Source organism: Pannonibacter phragmitetus DSM 14782 (assembly GCF_000382365.1).
GTDB classification, from domain to species: Bacteria; Pseudomonadota; Alphaproteobacteria; order Rhizobiales; family Stappiaceae; genus Pannonibacter; species Pannonibacter phragmitetus.
The window spans coordinates 149,009-166,916 of the sequence record NZ_KB908221.1 but is presented as its reverse complement, the minus strand read 5'-3'; the positions used below and the strand labels follow the sequence as shown (position 1 = coordinate 166,916).

At 62.4% G+C, this 17,908-nt stretch carries 18 protein-coding genes and 1 tRNA gene; 12 read left to right on the top strand and 7 right to left on the bottom strand.

Features of this window, described 5'->3' with window-relative positions:
- Positions 1-25: 25 nt before the first annotated feature.
- From H163_RS0112690 to H163_RS0112675, 4 genes are all read right to left on the bottom strand, one after another.
- The gene (locus H163_RS0112690; RefSeq protein ID WP_244296270.1) at positions 26-1,537 is read right to left on the bottom strand and encodes a protein adenylyltransferase SelO; all 1,512 of its coding nucleotides are present in this window, start codon (positions 1,535-1,537) and stop codon (positions 26-28) included.
- A gap of 54 nt (positions 1,538-1,591) precedes the next feature.
- Positions 1,592-2,098: a peptide-methionine (S)-S-oxide reductase MsrA gene (gene msrA / locus H163_RS0112685; RefSeq protein ID WP_019964964.1), complete on the bottom strand. Its 507-nt coding sequence runs from the start codon at positions 2,096-2,098 to the stop codon at positions 1,592-1,594.
- A gap of 2 nt (positions 2,099-2,100) precedes the next feature.
- Entirely contained in the window at positions 2,101-2,547 is a 447-nt protein-coding gene (gene msrB / locus H163_RS0112680; RefSeq protein WP_019964963.1) for a peptide-methionine (R)-S-oxide reductase MsrB, read from the bottom strand.
- A gap of 129 nt (positions 2,548-2,676) precedes the next feature.
- Entirely contained in the window at positions 2,677-3,645 is a 969-nt protein-coding gene (locus H163_RS0112675; protein ID WP_019964962.1) for a GlxA family transcriptional regulator, read from the bottom strand.
- Positions 3,646-3,732: 87 nt separating this feature from the next.
- On the opposite strand from H163_RS0112675, the gene H163_RS0112670 reads away from it, so the two are divergent.
- The 5 genes from H163_RS0112670 (at position 3,733) to modC (ending at position 7,607) form a co-directional block, all read left to right on the top strand.
- Positions 3,733-4,404 (top strand): DJ-1/PfpI family protein, encoded by a 672-nt coding sequence (locus tag H163_RS0112670; protein WP_019964961.1) that lies wholly within the window; start codon positions 3,733-3,735, stop codon positions 4,402-4,404.
- A 50-nt stretch (positions 4,405-4,454) separates the two neighbouring features.
- The gene (locus tag H163_RS0112665; protein ID WP_019964960.1) at positions 4,455-4,871 is read left to right on the top strand and encodes a winged helix-turn-helix domain-containing protein; all 417 of its coding nucleotides are present in this window, start codon (positions 4,455-4,457) and stop codon (positions 4,869-4,871) included.
- Positions 4,872-4,963: 92 nt separating this feature from the next.
- Entirely contained in the window at positions 4,964-5,764 is an 801-nt protein-coding gene (gene modA / locus H163_RS0112660) for a molybdate ABC transporter substrate-binding protein (RefSeq protein WP_019964959.1), read from the top strand.
- A gap of 35 nt (positions 5,765-5,799) precedes the next feature.
- Positions 5,800-6,498: a molybdate ABC transporter permease subunit gene (gene modB / locus H163_RS0112655; RefSeq protein WP_019964958.1), complete on the top strand. Its 699-nt coding sequence runs from the start codon at positions 5,800-5,802 to the stop codon at positions 6,496-6,498.
- Positions 6,495-7,607: a molybdenum ABC transporter ATP-binding protein gene (gene modC, locus H163_RS0112650; protein WP_019964957.1), complete on the top strand. Its 1,113-nt coding sequence runs from the start codon at positions 6,495-6,497 to the stop codon at positions 7,605-7,607. Before modB ends, modC begins: the two co-directional genes overlap by 4 nt.
- Positions 7,608-7,614: 7 nt before the next feature.
- On the opposite strand, the gene H163_RS0112645 is transcribed toward modC, so the two are convergent.
- Entirely contained in the window at positions 7,615-8,400 is a 786-nt protein-coding gene (locus H163_RS0112645) for a DeoR/GlpR family DNA-binding transcription regulator (RefSeq protein WP_019964956.1), read from the bottom strand.
- 528 nt (positions 8,401-8,928) lie between these two features.
- Here H163_RS0112645 and H163_RS0112640 point away from each other — a divergent pair.
- The 5 genes from H163_RS0112640 (at position 8,929) to H163_RS24390 (ending at position 13,746) form a co-directional block, all read left to right on the top strand.
- On the top strand, positions 8,929-9,885 hold the full coding sequence (locus H163_RS0112640; RefSeq protein WP_208975395.1) for an ABC transporter substrate-binding protein: 957 nt from the start codon (positions 8,929-8,931) through the stop codon (positions 9,883-9,885).
- A 387-nt stretch (positions 9,886-10,272) separates the two neighbouring features.
- Entirely contained in the window at positions 10,273-11,193 is a 921-nt protein-coding gene (gene ppk2, locus H163_RS0112635; RefSeq protein ID WP_019964953.1) for a polyphosphate kinase 2, read from the top strand.
- A gap of 140 nt (positions 11,194-11,333) precedes the next feature.
- Positions 11,334-12,347 (top strand): Gfo/Idh/MocA family protein, encoded by a 1,014-nt coding sequence (locus H163_RS0112630; protein ID WP_019964952.1) that lies wholly within the window; start codon positions 11,334-11,336, stop codon positions 12,345-12,347.
- 116 nt (positions 12,348-12,463) lie between these two features.
- A complete protein-coding gene (locus H163_RS0112625) occupies positions 12,464-12,724 on the top strand; it encodes a hypothetical protein (RefSeq protein ID WP_019964951.1) in 261 nt (86 codons plus the stop codon).
- Between the two features lie 245 nt (positions 12,725-12,969).
- The gene (locus tag H163_RS24390) at positions 12,970-13,746 is read left to right on the top strand and encodes a hypothetical protein (RefSeq protein WP_147290461.1); all 777 of its coding nucleotides are present in this window, start codon (positions 12,970-12,972) and stop codon (positions 13,744-13,746) included.
- A gap of 14 nt (positions 13,747-13,760) precedes the next feature.
- Here the strand turns inward: H163_RS24390 and H163_RS0112620 are convergent.
- Positions 13,761-13,837 (bottom strand) — tRNA-Arg (locus tag H163_RS0112620).
- A 295-nt stretch (positions 13,838-14,132) separates the two neighbouring features.
- Between H163_RS0112620 and H163_RS0112615 the strand changes: the two genes are divergently transcribed.
- Both H163_RS0112615 and H163_RS0112610 read left to right on the top strand, forming a co-directional pair.
- Positions 14,133-15,005 carry a hypothetical protein gene (locus H163_RS0112615; protein WP_147290460.1) on the top strand — a complete coding sequence of 291 codons (873 nt, stop codon included), beginning with the start codon at positions 14,133-14,135 and terminating at the stop codon, positions 15,003-15,005.
- A gap of 22 nt (positions 15,006-15,027) precedes the next feature.
- On the top strand, positions 15,028-16,497 hold the full coding sequence (locus H163_RS0112610) for a M48 family metalloprotease (RefSeq protein WP_208975389.1): 1,470 nt from the start codon (positions 15,028-15,030) through the stop codon (positions 16,495-16,497).
- Positions 16,498-16,716: 219 nt separating this feature from the next.
- Here the strand turns inward: H163_RS0112610 and H163_RS0112605 are convergent, their stop codons facing one another.
- A complete protein-coding gene (locus tag H163_RS0112605) occupies positions 16,717-17,586 on the bottom strand; it encodes an RNA polymerase factor sigma-32 (protein ID WP_026355789.1) in 870 nt (289 codons plus the stop codon).
- Positions 17,587-17,908 lie beyond the last annotated feature (322 nt).

The window sequence follows — 17,908 nt, the reverse complement described above, 5'->3', positions numbered from 1 at the left end:
GCGGAGGGGGCAAAGCCTGCTCCCCTTACGTCCCGCAGAACGTGCGGTAGGGGCCGAAGCTGGAGGGGGCGGGCTCGGCGTAGGCTTCAAGGCCCGGGCGCTCGGTGAAGGGCTGGGAGACAACTTCCACCAGCCTGTCGAAGGGCTCAAGATCGCCCTCTGTGGCGGCGGCGAGGGCCTCTTCCACCTTGTGATTGCGCGGGGTGTAGATGGGGTTCACAGCCTCCATCGCAGCCCGGCGCCGGGCGGGTGCCATGCCGTCACGGGCGAGGCGCGCCGTGTAGGCCTGCACGAAGTCTGTAATGCGCTCCGTGCCGCCGAAGAACGGGGCCAGGACGGCTTCTCCCTCAGCCTCGAAGCGGCAAAGAGCGCGGAAGGTGCCGGTGAAGTCCGCCGCATGCTGGCCCGGCGCGCCCTGCGGCGTGCTCATGGCAGCCAGAAGCGATTTGACCAGGTCTTCGTCGCCGTCTTCGCTGGAGGCAAGACCAAGCTTGGCCCTCGCGCCGTTGAGCCAGACAGTCTGGAAGTGATCTGCATAGCCATTGACGCAGTCACCTGCCTTTCCGATGGCCTCATCCTCATCGTCGCCCATCAGCGGCAGCAGGGCTTCGGCGAGGCGGGCAAGGTTCCACTGGGCGATGGCCGGCTGGTTGCCATAGGCGTAGCGGCCATGGGTGTCGATGGAACTGAATACGGTCCTGAGGTCATAGCCTTCCATGAAGGCGCAGGGGCCGTAGTCGATGGTCTCGCCGGAAATGGTCATGTTGTCGGTGTTCATCACACCGTGGATGAAGCCAACGAGCATCCATTGCGCCACCAGAAAGGCTTGCCGCCGGACCACGCGGTCCAGCAGGCCAAGGGCGGCCTCAGGCGTTACCTTGCCGTCCGGGGCAAGGCCGGGGTCATGGCGGGCAATGGTATAGGCGGCAAGCTTTGTCAGCCGGGCAATATCACCGCGTGCGGCAAAGAACTGGAACGTGCCCACCCGGATGTGGCTTGAAGCCACCCGCGCCAGCACGGCGCCGGGAAGAACCCTGTCACGCAGCACCGGTTCTCCGGTGGCAACCGCCGCCAGCGCCCGTGTGGTCGGGATGCCGAGGCCGTGCATGGCTTCGCCGATGACATATTCCCGCAGCACCGGGCCAACGGCGGCCTTGCCGTCGCCGCCCCGGGAGAAGGGGGTCCGGCCCGAGCCTTTCAGGTGAATGTCGAACCGCTTGCCATCCGGGGCAAGGATCTCGCCCAGCAGAAGCGCCCGGCCATCGCCCAGCTGCGGCGAAAAACCGCCGAACTGATGCCCGGCATAGGCCTGTGCCAGTGGAGACGCACCTTGCGGCATCACTGTGCCGGAGAAGATCCGTGCTCCTTCCTCGCCGGAAAGCCGGGCTGCGTCCAGACCCAGTTCCTGTGCCAGTTCCGCATTGAACTTCAGCATGCGCGGCGCTGGTGCCGGCGCGCCCGCCTGAACAATGTAAAGGCCCTCAAGGTCGCGGGCGTAGCTGTTGTCAAAGCGGAAAAGCGGCTCGGTCATGGACATTCCGGAAAAAAGGGACGGGGCATCGGGCGCTGCCATTGCGCCCGATGCAAAGCATCATGTCCCAGCCGCGCGGCGGGGCAGGACCCAGTTGGGCCGCGGATAATGGCAAGTATATCCATTCGGGTAACGCAAAAGATAGTCCTGATGCTCCGGCTCGGCTTCCCAAAAGTCACCGGCAGGTTCGATCTCCGTCACCACTTTCCCCGGCCAGATGCCCGATGCATTGACATCTTTGACTGTGTCGATGGCGGTCTGCTTCTGCTCATCGCTCAGGTAATAGATGGCCGAACGGTAGGACATGCCCACGTCATTGCCTTGCCGGTTGGGTGTGGTCGGGTCGTGGATCTGGAAAAAGAACTCCAGAATCCGCCGGTAGCTGATTTGCTGCGGATCGAAAACGATCTCGATGCCTTCCGCATGGGTGCCGTGATTGCGGTAGGTGGCGTTGGGCACATCGCCGCCCGTGTAGCCGACACGGGTGGAGAGGACGCCCGGCAGCTTGCGGATCAGATCCTGCATGCCCCAGAAACATCCGCCGGCGAGAATGGCTGTCTCTGTCATCGTCAGATCTCCTCCACCTGGTCGAGATAGGCGCCGTAGCCCTGCCGCTCCATGTCGTCCCTGTGCACGAAGCGCAGCGAGGCTGAATTGATGCAATAGCGCAGGCCACCCCGGTCACGCGGGCCATCGGGGAACACGTGCCCCAGATGGCTGTCACCATGGGCGGAGCGCACCTCGGTGCGGATCATGCCGTGCGACGCGTCATGCAGTTCAGCCACGTTGGCCGGCTCGATGGGCTTGGTGAAACTCGGCCAGCCACAGCCGGATTCATACTTGTCGGAGGAGGCAAACAGCGGCTCGCCGGAGACGATGTCCACGTAGATGCCCGGCTCCTTGTTGGTGAGATATTCGCCGGTCCCCGGCCGCTCCGTGCCGTTCTGCTGGGTCACGCGGTATTGCTCGGGCGTCAGCTTCGAAATGGCATCTGCCGATTTCTCGTATCGTGTCATGGATGAACTCCTGAATGTCAGGCGGGAAAGGGGGTGCCTTCGCAAGGCCTCGGATGCAATATGGAGCGTCCCACCCCGCTTGCCCAGCCCATGACCAGCCTTGCACCGGAATGTGAGGGGGGCCGTCCGTCACGAACTGGCGCAAAAGCGCTGGCGGTAGTCCTGCGGGCTGATGCCGAGATGGCGCTGGAAGCTGCGGCGCATGGTTTCCTCGGTGCCGAAGCCGCAGCGCCGGGCGGTCTGGCTCACCGGTGCGCCCTGTTCCAGCAGGCGGCGGGCGTTTTCCATCCGCAGATGCTCCAGCGCCCGCGCCGGGGTGCGGCCTGTGGCGGAAAGATAATGGCGCGAAAAGCTGCGGCTGCTCATGCCTGCCTGTTCCGCCATGTCTTCGAGGGTCAGCGGGCGGGCAAGGTTCTCCATGATCCAGCCATGCAGCGCATCAAAGCGCCCTGCACCGGTCTGGCTGTTGTCCTGCAGGGTGAGCGCGGTGCTGAACTGCGACTGGCCGCCGGGCCGCTTCAGGAAGACGACAAGCTGGCGGGCGACCGCCAGCGCAAGGCTGCGGCCAAGGTCAGCCTCCACCATGGCCAGCGCAAGGTCGATCCCTGCGGTCACGCCCGCCGAGGTCCAGATGCCGCGATCTTCAATGAAGATCGGATCGGGCATCAGCTTCACGGACGGAAAACGCTGGCGGAACTCATCGCAGCGCTGCCAGTGGGTCACCGCCTTGCGCCCGTCCAGCAATCCGGCAGAGGCGAGCAGGAAGGCGCCGCTGCACACCGAGGCCGTGCGGCGGGCGGCGCTTGCCCGCTGTCTGATCCAGTCCAGCAGACTTTCGTCCTTGCAGGCATCTGAGACACCCCAGCCGCCTGCGACGATCAGCGTATCCAGCGGCATGGCCGGATCTGGCAGCGGCTTTGCGCCAATGGCAAGGCCGGAAGAGGTGATTTCCCCGCCCGGCGGGCTCACCACCACGGGGTCATAGGGCGCGGGCCTGCCTTTCAGCCGCTCATGATCATTTGCGGAGGCAAAGACCTGCAGCGGGCCGGTGACATCCAGAAGCTGGCTTCTGTCAAAGGTCAGAACTTCGATCCGCATCTGCACCTCTGGCGGAAAACGAGGGGTAATTGGCAATCGCGCCAGAGGGTGGACTGTTATCTTGCGGAAATCAACAGGAGCCCAGCCATGACCTTGCAGATCGGCCTTCTCGCTTTTCCCGCTGTCCAGCAACTGGACCTTACCGGCCCTTATGAGGTTTTCGCCTCCGCTGCGGGCACGAAGGTTCACCTTGTCTGGAAGACGCTCGCGCCTGTCACCTCGGCCACGGGGCTGAAGCTGATTCCGGACATGACATTTGCAGATTGTCCGCAGCTGGACGTGATTTGCGTGCCCGGCGGGGCAGGCGTCAACGCGCTGCTGCAGGATGAAGAGGTGCTGGATTTCATCCGCCGTCAGGCAGCCGGTGCCCGCTATGTCACGTCGGTTTGCACCGGCTCACTGGTTCTGGGTGCAGCTGGCCTTCTGGAAGGCCGCAAGGCCGCGACCCACTGGAACGCCATGGACTTCCTGCCGCTTCTGGGGGCAACGGCGCAGGAAGGGCGCAGTGTGCGCGATGGCAAAATCATCACCGCAGGCGGCGTCACCTCCGGCATCGACTTCGGCCTCACGGTGGTGGCCGAACTGCTTGGAGAGGAAGAGGCCAAGACCGTGCAGCTCGCCATCGAATACGCGCCCGCGCCGCCCTTTGATGCGGGCACGCCGGCTGCTGCCGGGCCGGACCTTACCGCTGCCGCACGTCAGCGCATGGCGAAGTCCCGCAGCGAGCGGGAAGAGATTATCGGCAGGCTCAAGAGCTGACCGGCAGCTTTCCGCTTGCCAAAGCGGCAGGCGGTTTGCAGGGTGGCGGGATGATGCAAGATGATGTTTCCGCCACCGTTTCCGATACCTCTCCGGCGCCAGCGGGCGAGCCCTGGCCGCGCCTCAGGCTGCGGCTGGTCTTTGGCAATGACGCGATGCTGGGGCCGGGCAAGGCCGAACTTCTGGAATTCATTCGCGAGGAAGGCTCGATTGCCGGGGCCGGGCGGCGCATGGGCATGAGCTACAAGCGCGCCTGGCAGCTGGTGGAGCATCTCAATGCGGCCTTCCGCGAGCCGCTGGTGGACAGTGCGCGCGGCGGGGCAAAGGGCGGCGGCGCGCGGCTGACGGAGGCCGGGGAGCTGGTTCTGGCGAACTACCACCGGCTGGTGGAGCGGCTCGCACAAGAGGGCGCGCCCGAGATCGACGCCATCTGCGCCCTGCTGAGGGATATTCCCGGCGAGAAATAACGCTTGCCTCAAGGGGTGAGCTTTGCGATGTTTCCCATCGAACATATCGCTGGGCAGTTGACCGCTGCCTTTTGCCTGTCAGGGAGAGACGCATGACCATCCATCTTTGCCACAGCATGGCGGGGCGCCTGCGCGGTGCCATGCTCACCGTGGCCGCGGTTGCGGCCCTGTCCTTGTCCAGTCTTGCCGCGCAGGCGCAGGAGGTGACGGTGTTTGCGGCGGCCTCCCTCAAGACGGCGCTGGACCGGATCGTGGCGGATTATCAGGCCGGCGGCGGTGCGCCTGTCACGGTGTCCTATGCAGGCAGTTCGGCGCTGGCCAAGCAGATCGAGCAAGGGGCGCCTGCGGATATTTTCATTTCCGCCAGCGCGGACTGGATGGACAAGCTCGACAAGGCAGGCCTCATCAAGGCGGGCAGCCGTTCGGATCTGCTTGGCAACACGCTGGTGCTGGTGGCCCACGGCGGCGATGTGCCGAAGGTGGAGATCACCTCCGCGCTGGATCTCTCCGGCATGATCGGCGATGGCAAGCTGGCGATGGCGCTGGTGGACAGCGTTCCGGCAGGTGTCTATGGAAAGGCGGCTCTGACCTCGCTGGGCCTCTGGGCTTCCGTGGAGCCCAAGGTGGCGCAGTCGGACAATGTGCGCGCCGCACTTGCGCTCGTTGCTACCGGCGAAGCGCCCTTCGGCATCGTCTACAGCACCGATGCAGCCGCTGATGAAAAGGTCAGCATCATGGGCACCTTCCCGGAAGGCAGCCATGCGCCTATTGTCTATCCGGCAGGCCTCACTGCGCAGTCCCGTGACGGGGCAGAGGCTTTTCTCACCTATCTGAAGGGGGAGAAGGCGAGCGCCGTGTTCAAGGCAGAGGGCTTCACGGTTCTGGCGCGATAACGGGCCGGAGCAGATGATGGGCAGGCGGAGTTGAGATGACGGAATGGCTTGGCCCCGAGGAGTGGCGCGCTGTCGCGCTCTCCGTGCAGGTTTCCTTCTGGGCCACACTGCTCAGCCTGCCTTTGGGCCTCGCCACCGCCTTTGCGCTGGCGCGGGGGCGGTTTTGCGGGCGGCAGTTGCTCAATGGCCTTGTGCATCTGCCGCTGATCCTGCCGCCAGTCGTCACCGGCTATCTGCTGCTCATCACCTTTGGCCGCAAGGCTCCGGTAGGAAGCTTTCTGGAGGAAACCTTCGGCATTGTCTTTGCCTTCCGCTGGACCGGCGCGGCGCTCGCTGCTGCCGTCATGGCCTTTCCGCTGATGGTGCGGGCCATGCGCCTGTCCATCGAGGCGGTGGATGTGAAGCTGGAAGAAGCTGCCTCGACGCTGGGGGCTTCGCGCTTCTGGGTATTCTTCACCATCACCCTGCCGCTGATCCTGCCCGGCATCATCGCCGGGGCGATCCTCGCCTTTGCCAAGGCGATGGGGGAGTTTGGCGCCACCATCACCTTCGTCTCCAATATTCCCGGCCAGACGCAGACGCTGCCCTCCGCCATCTATGCCTTCCTGCAGGTGCCGGGCGGCGAGACTTCCGCCTTCCGGCTGGTGCTCGTCTCCATCGCCATCGCCATGGCGGCGCTGCTCTTGTCCGAGTTCGTCTCCGCACGGGTCGCCCGCAGGATCTCCGGCCGATGACGCTCGATGTTTCTGTCCGCCACGCCTTTCCGGGTTTCTCGCTGGATGCAGCCTTCACCGGCAGCGCCGGAGTGACGGCCCTCTTTGGCCGTTCCGGTTCGGGCAAGACGACGCTGGTGCAGGCGGTTGCCGGTCTGCTGCGCCCGGATGCCGGCCATGTGCGGCTGAATGGGGACGTTCTGTGGGACAGTGCTTCGGGCATCTTCATCCCGCCGCACCGGCGCCGTATCGGCTATGTGTTTCAGGAAGGCCGTCTGTTCCCGCATCTCACCGTCCGGCAGAACCTGCTCTATGGCCATGCCTTCAACGGCGGCGGCAAGCCGGTGGATCTGGAGCGGATCGTTGATCTGCTGGGCATCGCGCCGTTGCTTGCCCGCCGCCCTGCGGCGCTTTCGGGCGGTGAAAAGCAGCGGGTGGCCATCGGCCGGGCGCTGCTCTCGCGCCCGCGTCTCCTGCTGATGGACGAGCCGCTGGCCGCGCTGGACGAAGCGCGCAAGGCCGAGATCCTGCCCTATCTGGAGCGGCTGACGCATGAGAGCGATGTGCCGGTGCTTTATGTCAGTCATTCGCTGGCGGAAGTCACCCGCCTTGCCGCCCACGTGGTGCTGCTGGAGGACGGCCGCGTGCGCCATGCCGGGGCGCCGGGCGCAGTTCTGGCCGATCCGCAGTCCCTCTCCGCCCTCGGGCCTTCTGGCGCAGGCGCTTTGCTGGAGGGAACCGTTCGCGCCCATACGGAGGATGGACTGACGGAGGTTGGCCTGCCCGGTGGAGAGGGAGCAGAAAGCCGCCTCCTGCTGCCGCGCCTCTCTGCCAGTCCGGGTGAGCCTGTGCGGCTGCGCATCGAGGCGGAGGATATCCTCATCTCCCGTCAGGTGCCGCAGGGCCTGTCGGCTCTCAACGTGCTGCCCGCCAAGGTCGTTGGTTTGACGCCAGCCCAGACCGGCAGCCTGCTGGTGCAACTGGTCTGCGGCCCGCATCTGTTCCTCGCCCGCATCACGGCCCGCTCTACGGCGAACCTGGAGCTGGCGCCGGATGTGCCCTGCTTCATGGTGCTGAAATCCGTCGCGGTGATCGCGGGCGGCGAGCGCCCCGGACAGGAAGGGCGGTAAGGGCCGGTCAGTCTTCTTCCGGCGGACAGATGACCAGCTGTGTTCCCGAGCCTTCCAGCATGGGCACCAGCGCTTCCGGGATCGGGCCATCGCAGACCACATGGCTGACATGCCTGAGGTGTCCGCCCCGCACATGGGCAATGCGGCCGAACTTGCTCTGGTCCAGCACCAGAAGGGAATTGCGGCAGTTGGCAAGGATCGCCTGCCGCGCCGCCACTTCCTCTTCGGTGAAATCCAGCAGCGTGCCGTCCTCATCCACGCCGCCGACGCCGAAGATGCCGTAGTCCACCTTGTAGCTGGCGAAGAAATCCTGGGTCACCGTGCCCAGCACGTCCCTGTCGCCGGAGCGCAGGCGGCCGCCCGCAATGGTGACGTGAAAGCCCGTGTTCTCCGAAGCGGTCACCGCCACATAGAGATTGTTGGTGAAGATGCGCAAGCCTTCGTGGCGCACCAGTTCCTGCATCACCAGTTCCGGCGTTGTGCCGATGGAGAAGGCAAGCGATGCCCCGTCAGGGATCATGCTGGCGACCATGCGGGCGATGCGGCGCTTCTGCGGCAGGTTCATGATGCGGCGGGTGCTGTAATGCACGTTGCCGCCCGGCACGGGTGGCTCCACACCGCCGTGGGTGCGCCGCAGGATGCCCAGCTCGCACAGCCGGTTCACGTCGCGCCGGATGGTCTGGGTCGTCACGTCAAAGCGCTCGGCAAGGCTCTCCACGGACATGAAGCCGTGGCTCTGCACCAGATCGGCAATTTCGGATTGCCTGTTGCTTAAGTCCTGCTGACCGAGCATATTCGCACCACCACTCTGGTTGCCGCCCGCTCTTCCGGGGTCAGGCCTCAAGCCGTTGCCGTTTTTCGGCTGACCGTGCACCGGGCGGTTCCTCTCCCATAGTCCGCTCATATGAACCGCTGGCGACGTTCATATGAACATAAGATGACAGCAGCCTGCCTGCAATCCATCCAATTGCGGAGACGGAATCCCTTTGACCCGGCGCCGAAAGCCGCGCACTCTTGACCATGCGTCTGGTTACAAAATAGCCGCCGCTGCGTAAATAATCACCTTGACCTCGGGGCCGCAGGTTTCCTAGGCTTTTTTGACCAAATGGTCAGGTGACGACAACAAGATGGCCCGGCAAACGGGCCCGGAGGGGGAGGCGAAGGATACGGGGGAACGCGCCACCGGCAACCGGCTGGCCGTCTTCACGCCGCCACGCCTGCTCCCGCATGACACTTCCAGAGACCGGGGCCTCAGCTCCGGGCATGCAAGAGGAGAAGGGGAATGGCGCATTTCGCAGTAAAGGCCCTCGCCGCCGCCACCATGCTGGCAGGAGCCCTCACCACGGGCGCTGCCCATGCGGCGGATCAGCTGACGCTGCAGCTCAAGTGGGTGACGCAGGGCCAGTTTGCAGGCTACTACGTGGCCAAGGACAAGGGCTTCTACGAGGCTGAAGGCCTTGATGTCACCATCAAGCCGGGCGGCCCGGACATTGCCCCGCCGCAGGTGATCGCCGGTGGCGGTGCCGACGTCATCATCGACTGGATGCCCTCTGCCCTCGCCTCGCGTGAAAAGGGTGTGCCGCTCGTCAACATCGCCCAGCCGTTCAAAAAATCCGGCATGATGCTGACCTGCCGCAAGGAAACCGGCATCACCTCTCCCGAGGATTTCAAGGGCCGCACGCTGGGGGTCTGGTTCTTCGGTAACGAATATCCGTTCCTGTCGTGGATGAGCCAGCTGAAGATGCCCACGGCAGGTGGTGCCGATGGTGTCACTGTGCTGAAGCAGGGCTTCAACGTGGATCCGCTGCTGCAGAAGCAGGCCGACTGCATCTCCACCATGACCTACAATGAATACTGGCAGGTGATCGACGCCGGCATTCCGGCGGATGATCTGGTGGTTTTCAAGTATGAGGACCAGGGCGTCGCCACGCTGGAAGACGGGCTCTATGTGATGGAAGCCAGCCTGAACGATCCGGCCATGGTGGATAAATACGCCCGCTTCGTGCGTGCGTCCATGAAGGGCTGGGCCTATGCGGCCGAGAACCCGGATGAAGCCGCCGAGATCGTTCTGGAAAACGATGCGACCGGTGCCCAGACCGAAAAGCACCAGAAGCGCATGGTTGGCGAAGTGGTGAAGCTGGTGGATGGATCCGACGGCAAGCTCGACATGGAGGCTTACGAGCGCACCGTGAAGTCGCTGCTCTCCGGCGGCTCCGACCCCGTGATCACCAAGGAGCCTTCCGGCGCCACCACCACCGTGGTGACCGACAAGCTCTGATCCGGCAACCGGCTCACACAGTCAGAACGGGCGGCGCTTTGCCGCCCGTTTCCAGTGGCGGGGTGTTTCCCGCTGTCATTCCGGTTTGACGCGCAGCGGCAAGACCGGAATCCAGTACGCCCTGTGCCAAAGATGCGAATAGCGGGGCTACTGGATCCTCGCCTCCGCGAGGATGACAAAGGGGTGTGGCGGATTCCGGAGCCCATTGGGCTGCAGTGTCAGGGCTGCTGACGCAGCTTTGCCGCCCGTTTCCGTTCCCGGCTCATCTTTCGCCGCCCATAAAAATCACCACATGAATCCGGGACCTTCGGCAATCTGTCGCAAACTGCGTGTAGTTTGCCGGCATCAAGGGGCGGCGCAGCCGCCGGATCTGGAGACGGGACGGTCATGGACGACAATCGGGATATCAGCTGGGCGCAGGCGGAGTGGCTGGACAGCCTGGATGAAGAGCTGGAAATGGAGATCGATGACCAGCTCATGTCGCCGGAACTGGCCCGTGAACTCGCCTTCATTTCCGATCTGAAGCACAAGTCCACGGTGGAGCGGCAGGTCTATTTCCACGAGTTGCTGCGCCTTCAGGCCGAGCTTGTGAAGATGCAGGACTGGGTGCAGCACACCGGCTACAAGCTGGTCGTCATTTTTGAAGGCCGTGATGCGGCCGGCAAGGGCGGCGTGATCAAGCGCATCACCCAGCGGCTCAACCCGCGCGTGGCCCGTGTCGTGGCGCTGCCCGCCCCGACCGAGCGTGAAAGGAGCCAGTGGTACTTCCAGCGCTACGTGCCGCATCTGCCGGCCGCCGGCGAAATGGTGCTGTTCGACCGCTCCTGGTACAACCGCTCCGGCGTCGAGCGTGTCATGGGCTTTGCCAGCCATGATCAGGTGGAGGAGTTCTACCACGACGTGCCCGAGTTCGAGCGCATGCTGGTGCGTTCTGGCGTCAAGCTGGTGAAATACTGGTTCTCCATCACGGATCAGGAGCAGCAGCTTCGCTTCCTGATGCGCATCCATGATCCGCTGAAGCAGTGGAAACTGTCGCCCATGGACCTGCAGTCGCGGGTGCGCTGGGAGGCCTATACCAAGGCCAAGGAAGAGACCTTCGCCCGCACCAACATTCCCGAGGCGCCCTGGTTCATCGTTGAAGGCAATGACAAGAAGGCGGCGCGGCTCAACTGCATCTCGCACCTTCTGTCCATGGTGCCTTACGAAGAGATCCCGCATGATCCGGTGAAGTTGCCGGACCGGGTGTTCAACCCGGACTACGAGCGCATGACACTGCCGGAAGAGCTTTACGTGCCAAAGCGTTACTGAGAGTGAGACGCAGTCTGGTCAGGTTTTTAGCTCATGACTCTGGCCTTCTGCAGCAAAGCCTGACAATCTGCCGCTCCCGTCTTTCCGTTCCTCCGCAGCTGCCGGAGGAACGGCTTTCCATACGTTGAGGAGCGTAACTCATGTCTCTGGTTTCACGGCCCATCCGCTGGGGTGTCCTGTCCACCGCAAAGATTGCTCGTGAGAAGGTGATTCCCGGTATCCGCGCCTCCCGCACCGGCTCGCTGGTCGCCATTGCCTCGCGCGATGCGGCCAAGGCGCAGGAGACCGCAGACCAGCTCGGCATTCAGGTGGCGCACGGCAGCTATGAGGCGCTGCTGGCGGACCCGAACATCGACGCCATCTACAATCCGCTGCCGAACCACCTGCATGTGCCGCTGACCCTTGAGGCCGCCCGGGCGGGCAAGCACGTTCTGTGCGAAAAGCCGATGGCGCTCAATGCCGAAGAGGCGCGCCAGCTGCTCACCCTGCCGAAGTCCGGCCCGCTGGTGGCCGAAGGCTTCATGGTGCGCTGGCACCCGCAGTGGCTGAAGGCGCGCGAGATCGTCCGCTCCGGCGAGCTGGGCGAGCTGCGGGCCATCCAGTCCTTCTTCAGCTATTTCAATGCCGACCCGGACAACATCCGCAACCGGGCGGACATCGGCGGCGGTGCGCTGCTGGATATCGGCTGCTATCCGATGGTGGCCGGCCGCTTTTTCTTCGAGGCAGAGCCCGTCCGCGTCATGTCGATGATCGACCGGGACCCGGCATTCGGCACGGACCGCCTTTCCAGCGGCATTCTGGACTTTGGCGGCGGCCGCCGTCTCGATTTCACCGTCGCCACCCAGCTTGCGCCCTATCAGCGCCTGCAGCTCGTGGGCACGAAGAAGCGTCTGGAAATCACCATCCCCTACAACGCCCCGCAGGGCGGGGCCGTTACCCTGCTGCTGGATGATGGCTCACAATTCGCCGATGCCGCCGCACAGCGCGTCGAGGTTGAGCCTGCCGATCAGTACGCCGAACTCATGGACGCCTTCGGCCGCGCCATCCTCGGCGAAGCCCCGTTCCCCTACGGCCCCGAAGACGCCATCCAGAACATGGTCATCCTCGACGCCCTGTTTGCATCGGACAAGGCGGAAGCTTGGGTGAAGGTGTGAGCTTGAGAAGCCCGGGCGGGCGTCAGGTTTGCCCGGGTTCTTTGATTTTTTGTCAGTGTGAGCTAATCTCTACTGTACGTAGTGATGGAAGACCTGCTTGATTGTGGTGTCGAGAGATGAGCGTGGCTGACAAGATCCTCGGAACTGTAAACGCACCCTATGGTGTGAAGGTCACTGCATGCGAACTGGCCGTTGCCATTTCGGACATGACCAGCGTCACTGCTTTCCACATGCAGGCGTTCTCTTTTTTTTCGGAGGTCCGGCCCGAGTTGCAAAGGGCTTTTGTCGCAGAGATGAATCTCTCTGAAGACAAGGTGACCTCTGTTGCAAGAGGCTTTCAAGAACTGGCGGGATACCAGTTGCCTTGTGCTGCTTGAATGCCCCTGAACACACCCTATCCAAGCCGTTGGGAAGAGCTGTTCCGTACGGCTTTGAACGTGCCATCCAGAACATGGTCATCCTCGACGCCCTGTTTGCATCGGACAAGGCGGGGACTTGAGTGAAGGTGAGAGTTGCACGGATAAGAATACGCGATGCTGTCGCATGTTTGAAGGAAGTTCCATATTTCCTAGATTGGCAATATATAGGAAAAAAATATCGCCATATTTGCATGGGGTAAATTGTGAAAAATAATCAGGCGTCTGATTTTTCAGAATTGTCAGAACTTATTTATCAGTTTCTTCGCTCTAGGTCCCCAAAGGGGAAGGTTGATTACTTAAATTTTTTTGCATTTGTTTCTTTTTTGTTTGCAATTTTATTGTTGTTGTTTGCGCTTAAATTCGGGGTCGACACAGATCTGGGTAGTTTTTACTATTTTTCATTCGTGATTTCTCTTGCATTTTCGGCCGTTCTTGTTTTTTGTCTTTCTGTTTTAACGTTTAAGCGGTTTTTGAGGTTTCTTGAAGATATTCCAAGTCAAGTTCTTGATGGTACTATTGGAGATGCTTTGGCGGTTGAGAAATTTATCTCTTTTGTTAGTATATTTTCTAAATCATCAATAGAATTGCATATAGATATTGTCGAATCTTCAATAAAAAGAATTAATTCTTTTATGTCTTTATTTCGACGTGGCTCTTTTTTGTTTACTGCTTTTATCTTTTTTGATCGATTTTCTAGTTATTTTGGGGTTAGAATTTTTATTGATTTCTCTCGAATTGGCGATTTGTATAATAATATTGTTGTTGTTTGCTTTTTGGCTTTTATTTTATTTTTTTCGTTCTTGTTTTGGAGTCGCCAAGAATTGGAGCATTTGGCGATTTTTTTGCGGCACGCAGCAAAAAGAGCAGAAGCAAATAGCGCAGATGTCTGTGAGGGTCTGCATAGTGCGCAGAACCTACCATCTGAATCTGCAAGTTCCAGGAATTCTGCGGCTGATGCAGTGCAGGCAACAAAAACCTGAATTGTCTGAAAAAATGGTGATCCCGACAGGATTCGAACCTGTGACCCTCAGATTAGGAATCTGATGCTCTATCCTGCTGAGCTACGGGACCAGCCGGGAATGCGCATAGCATGATTTGCGGGCGAGGGCGAGAGTGTGTGTGGCGGGAAATGCGGTGGCGGCGCCCTGTTGACAATCCATTGTCAGGGGGGCTGCTGCGGTGGGTGTGAATTGCGGGTGAAGCTGCAATGCGCTTAAATCTTGTGCCTTTTCCGCCATTTATGAGCCGCAATCATCCCCTATGCGACAGGGGTGCCAGACCGGGATGTTCCTCACCTGGCTGTGGCTTGCCGGGCCTTTGCGGCTTTGGCGGTTCGGGCAGGTGGTTTCCGCTGGCTGGAGGGTGAATGCAGGCAAGTTCTGTGATGCGCAGGGCAAGAGGCCTTTGGGGCAGGGCGGGTGGCGCTGCCTTTTTGTGCGGGCTCGGGCTGGTTCTTCCGCCCTTTGCCATGCCCGCTGCACGGGCGCAGGCCGCCGGTCTTCCCTCCGAACTGGTCTGCCACGGCAGCGCAGAAAAGGCCGAGGCCGTTCGTCTTGCTTCCATATCCGACGCTGGCGAGCTTACCCTTGAGGATGGCCGCAGGATCGTGCTGGCGGGCGTCTGGCTGGCTCAGCCGGGCCGCGATGCCTTGCGGGACATGCTGGCGCCCGGCACGGGGCTGACAGTGCGTGATCTGGGGCCGGAAGACCGCTGGGGCCGCCGCGCTGCCCAGGTGGATGCTCCTGGCGGGTGGCTGCAGGGCCGGCTTCTTTCCGATGGTTTTGCCTTCGTTCTGCCGCCCGTGAAGGCCCGCGGAAATGCGGCGCCGGCCATTTCCTCTGAGTGCCTGAGGGAACTCCAGCTTCGCGAAAGCGTTGCACGAAAGAAGCTTGGGGCGGACTGGGGCGAGGGGGTGCGGTTGCGCTCGGGCGATCTGGCCGGGCTTTTGGAGCGTACAGGGCTCTTCACGATCGTTGAAGGACCTGTTGTATCTCTTGGAAAAAGCGGCAAGACTCGCTATCTGAATTTTGGCCGTCATTGGTCTTCGGATTTCACAGTCACAATTGATACCCGGCTGGATGCCGAACTGGCCGCCAAAGGCGTGCCGCCGGAGGCGCTGGAAGGGCGTTGGGTCCGGGTAAGGGGAATTTTGCAGGACAGGAACGGGCCGATGCTCGAAATCGCCGATCCGGTTCAGATTGAAGCTTTTGCCAGGGACAGAGTGTCGGGCGGTGAATGAATTGCCGGTTGGAACAGTGCCAGTGAAGAACCAGTCTACTCCGGTGCGCAAGGCGCTCCGCACCCTGCTGACGGCAGGCCTGATGGCCAGTCTCGCGGGCTGCCAGATGCTGGGCGGCAACTCGGCTTCTGTGGGCGTCGTGGCGCCTGGCACGCTGCGGCCGGGCCTTGCGGCAGATATCGGTGCGCGCGAGCATCCGCGTGTGGTGGCGACCTATGGCGGCGTCTACCAGAACCCCGGTGCGGAGCGGGCGATTGCGGCTGTCGTCGGGCGTCTTGTGGCCGCCTCTGATGATCCGAGCCAGAGCTATCGCATCACCATCCTGAATTCTCCGGCGGTGAATGCCTTCGCCCTGCCGGGCGGTTATCTTTACATCACCCGCGGTCTGCTGGCGCTTGCCAATGACACGTCCGAGGCAGCTGCCGTGCTGGCCCACGAAATGGCGCACGTGACGGCCAACCATGCCATCCAGCGCCAGCAGAAGGCAGAAGCGACGGAGCTTGCGAACCGCGTTGTCAGCAATGTGGTGAAGGATCCCGAGAAGGTGAAGGAGGCGGTGATTTCCTCGCAGCTGTCCTTCGCCCGCTTCTCGCAGGCGCAGGAGCTGGAAGCGGACAAGATCGGCGTGCGCACGCTGGCCCGTGCCGGGTTTGATCCGTTTGCAGCTGCCCGCTTCCTCAATTCCATGTCGGCCTTTGCGGCGCTGCAGAGCGCCCGCAAGGAAGGCTCCTCCGCGCCAGACTTCATTTCCTCGCATCCGAGCACGCCGGAGCGCATGAACCTTGCGGTACAGGAGGCGCGTGCCATCAGCGCGCCGGGCATCGGCGAACGGGACCGCACGGCCTACCTGTCGAACATCGACGGGATGCTGTTTGGCGATGATCCGCTGGAGGGCTTCGTGCGCGGGCGTGACTTCCTGCACAAGGCGCTTGGCATCGGCTTCTCGGTGCCGGCCGGCTATGTGCTGGAAAACTCGCCGGAGGCCGTGCTTGCCAGCAATGGCTCGGGCACGGCCATGCGCTTCGACGGGGCGGATCTGACCGGCTATGACAGCCTGCGCAGCTACATGAATGCGGGCTGGATCAACGGCCTCATTCCCGACAGCGTCAAGGAAACAACCATCAATGGCTTGCCGGCCGTGGTCGGTTCGGCGATTACGCAAGGCTGGTCATTCCGCATTGCCGTGGTACGCATTGGCCGCAATGGCTACCGTTTCATCTTCGCCAGCCGGGATCCGGGCGGGGCTTTCACCCGCGACTATGACCAGACGATCCAGAGCTTCCGCCAGCTGTCTCCGACAGAGCGGGCGCGGCTGCAGTCGCTGCGCATCAAGGTGGTGCAGAGCCGCGATGGCGATACGCCGCGCAGCCTTGCCATCGGTATGAGCGGCATCGAACCGTCCCGCCGGCTGGAGTTCTTCTCGGTGCTGAACGGCTTCCGCCCGGATGACGAGATCCCGGCAGGGACGTCGGTGAAGCTGGTGGTGGATTGACGCGGGGTTGAGCTGAGCCTGAAACCGTGCTGCAGCGGGAGCTCATCCTCTTTGGCTTTCAATGCCTTATCCGGTGTCATCCCGGTTTGCCGCGCAGGGGCAGGACCGGGATCAAGTACTCCCTTTCTTCGCCGTAACGGCTTCAGAGAGTACTGGATCCCCGCCTGCGCGGGGATGACAGGCTTGGCTGGCAGGTAGAGGGTGACCTCCGCGCGCGCCTCACGGCATCAGGGCGAGACGGTCCGGCTGGGCCTTGAGCAGGGCTTCCTTCAGCTTCTCCAGGGCCCTGTTCTCGATCTGGCGGACGCGTTCCTTGGAGATGCCCATGGTCTGGCCAATGGCCTCCAGCGTGGCGCTTTCTTCCTTCAGGCGCCGCTCGCGCACGATCTGGCGCTCGCGCTCGGTCAGCACATTCATGGCGGAGCGCAGCCACTTGCGCTGGCGTTCGCCATCGATCTCGCCGCTCACCACTTCATCGGGAAGCGGCGCATCGGAGACGAGGAAGTCCTGCCGGTCGGCGCTGCTGCCTTCCGTGTCTGACAGGGGCGCGTTGAGCGATGTGTCGGGCCCCGAGAGGCGGGCGCTCATCATATCCACGTCGGCAATCTTCACGCCGATGGTCTCGGCGATCTGCCGGTGCATCTCGCTTTCGTTGATGCCCTGCTGTTCGGCGCTGATCTTGGCGCGCAGACGGCGCAGGTTGAAGAAAAGCGACTTCTGCGTCGAGGAGGTTCCCCCGCGCACGATGGACCAGTTGCGCAGGATGTAGTCCTGGATGGAAGCGCGGATCCACCAGGTCGCATAGGTGGAGAAGCGAACGTCCCGCTCCGGCTCGAACCGGCCTGCGGCTTCCAGCAGGCCCACATGGCCCTCCTGGATCATGTCATTCATGGGCAGGCCAAAGTTGCGGAAGCGGGCGGCCACGGCGATCACGAGACGCATATGCGAGAGGGACAGGCGGTCCAGCGATGCCTGATCCTGCTCATCCCGCCATTTGATGGCGAGCTGCTGTTCTTCCTCACGGCTAAGGTACGGCGCGTTGATGGCGGCCTTGACGATCTGGCGCCGGGTGCTCATCGATGTGCTCATGATGGCAGGCTCCCTGTTGCTTGTCGGACATGTTACGCCAGTCACGGCGGTCCAGATCAGCGTTTTCGCCCGGTTTGCTGCGGGCGGGGCGGCCGGTGACTGCTGCTACGGCAGTCTGAAATCTTCGGGTCTTTCCCGGTCGAGGAGTAACCCTTTGTCTCAAATTGGCTTTTGGGGCCGGGTCAGCTCTTGCGCGGTCTGCCGGCACGGTTCTCTGACACATTCTGACGCAGGCACATCACGGAAACGTGGCTGCAGCGTCTCACAAGACAATGGCTCCACTGAGGGCAGAAAAAGGAAAAAGGGCGCACGGCTTGCGCCG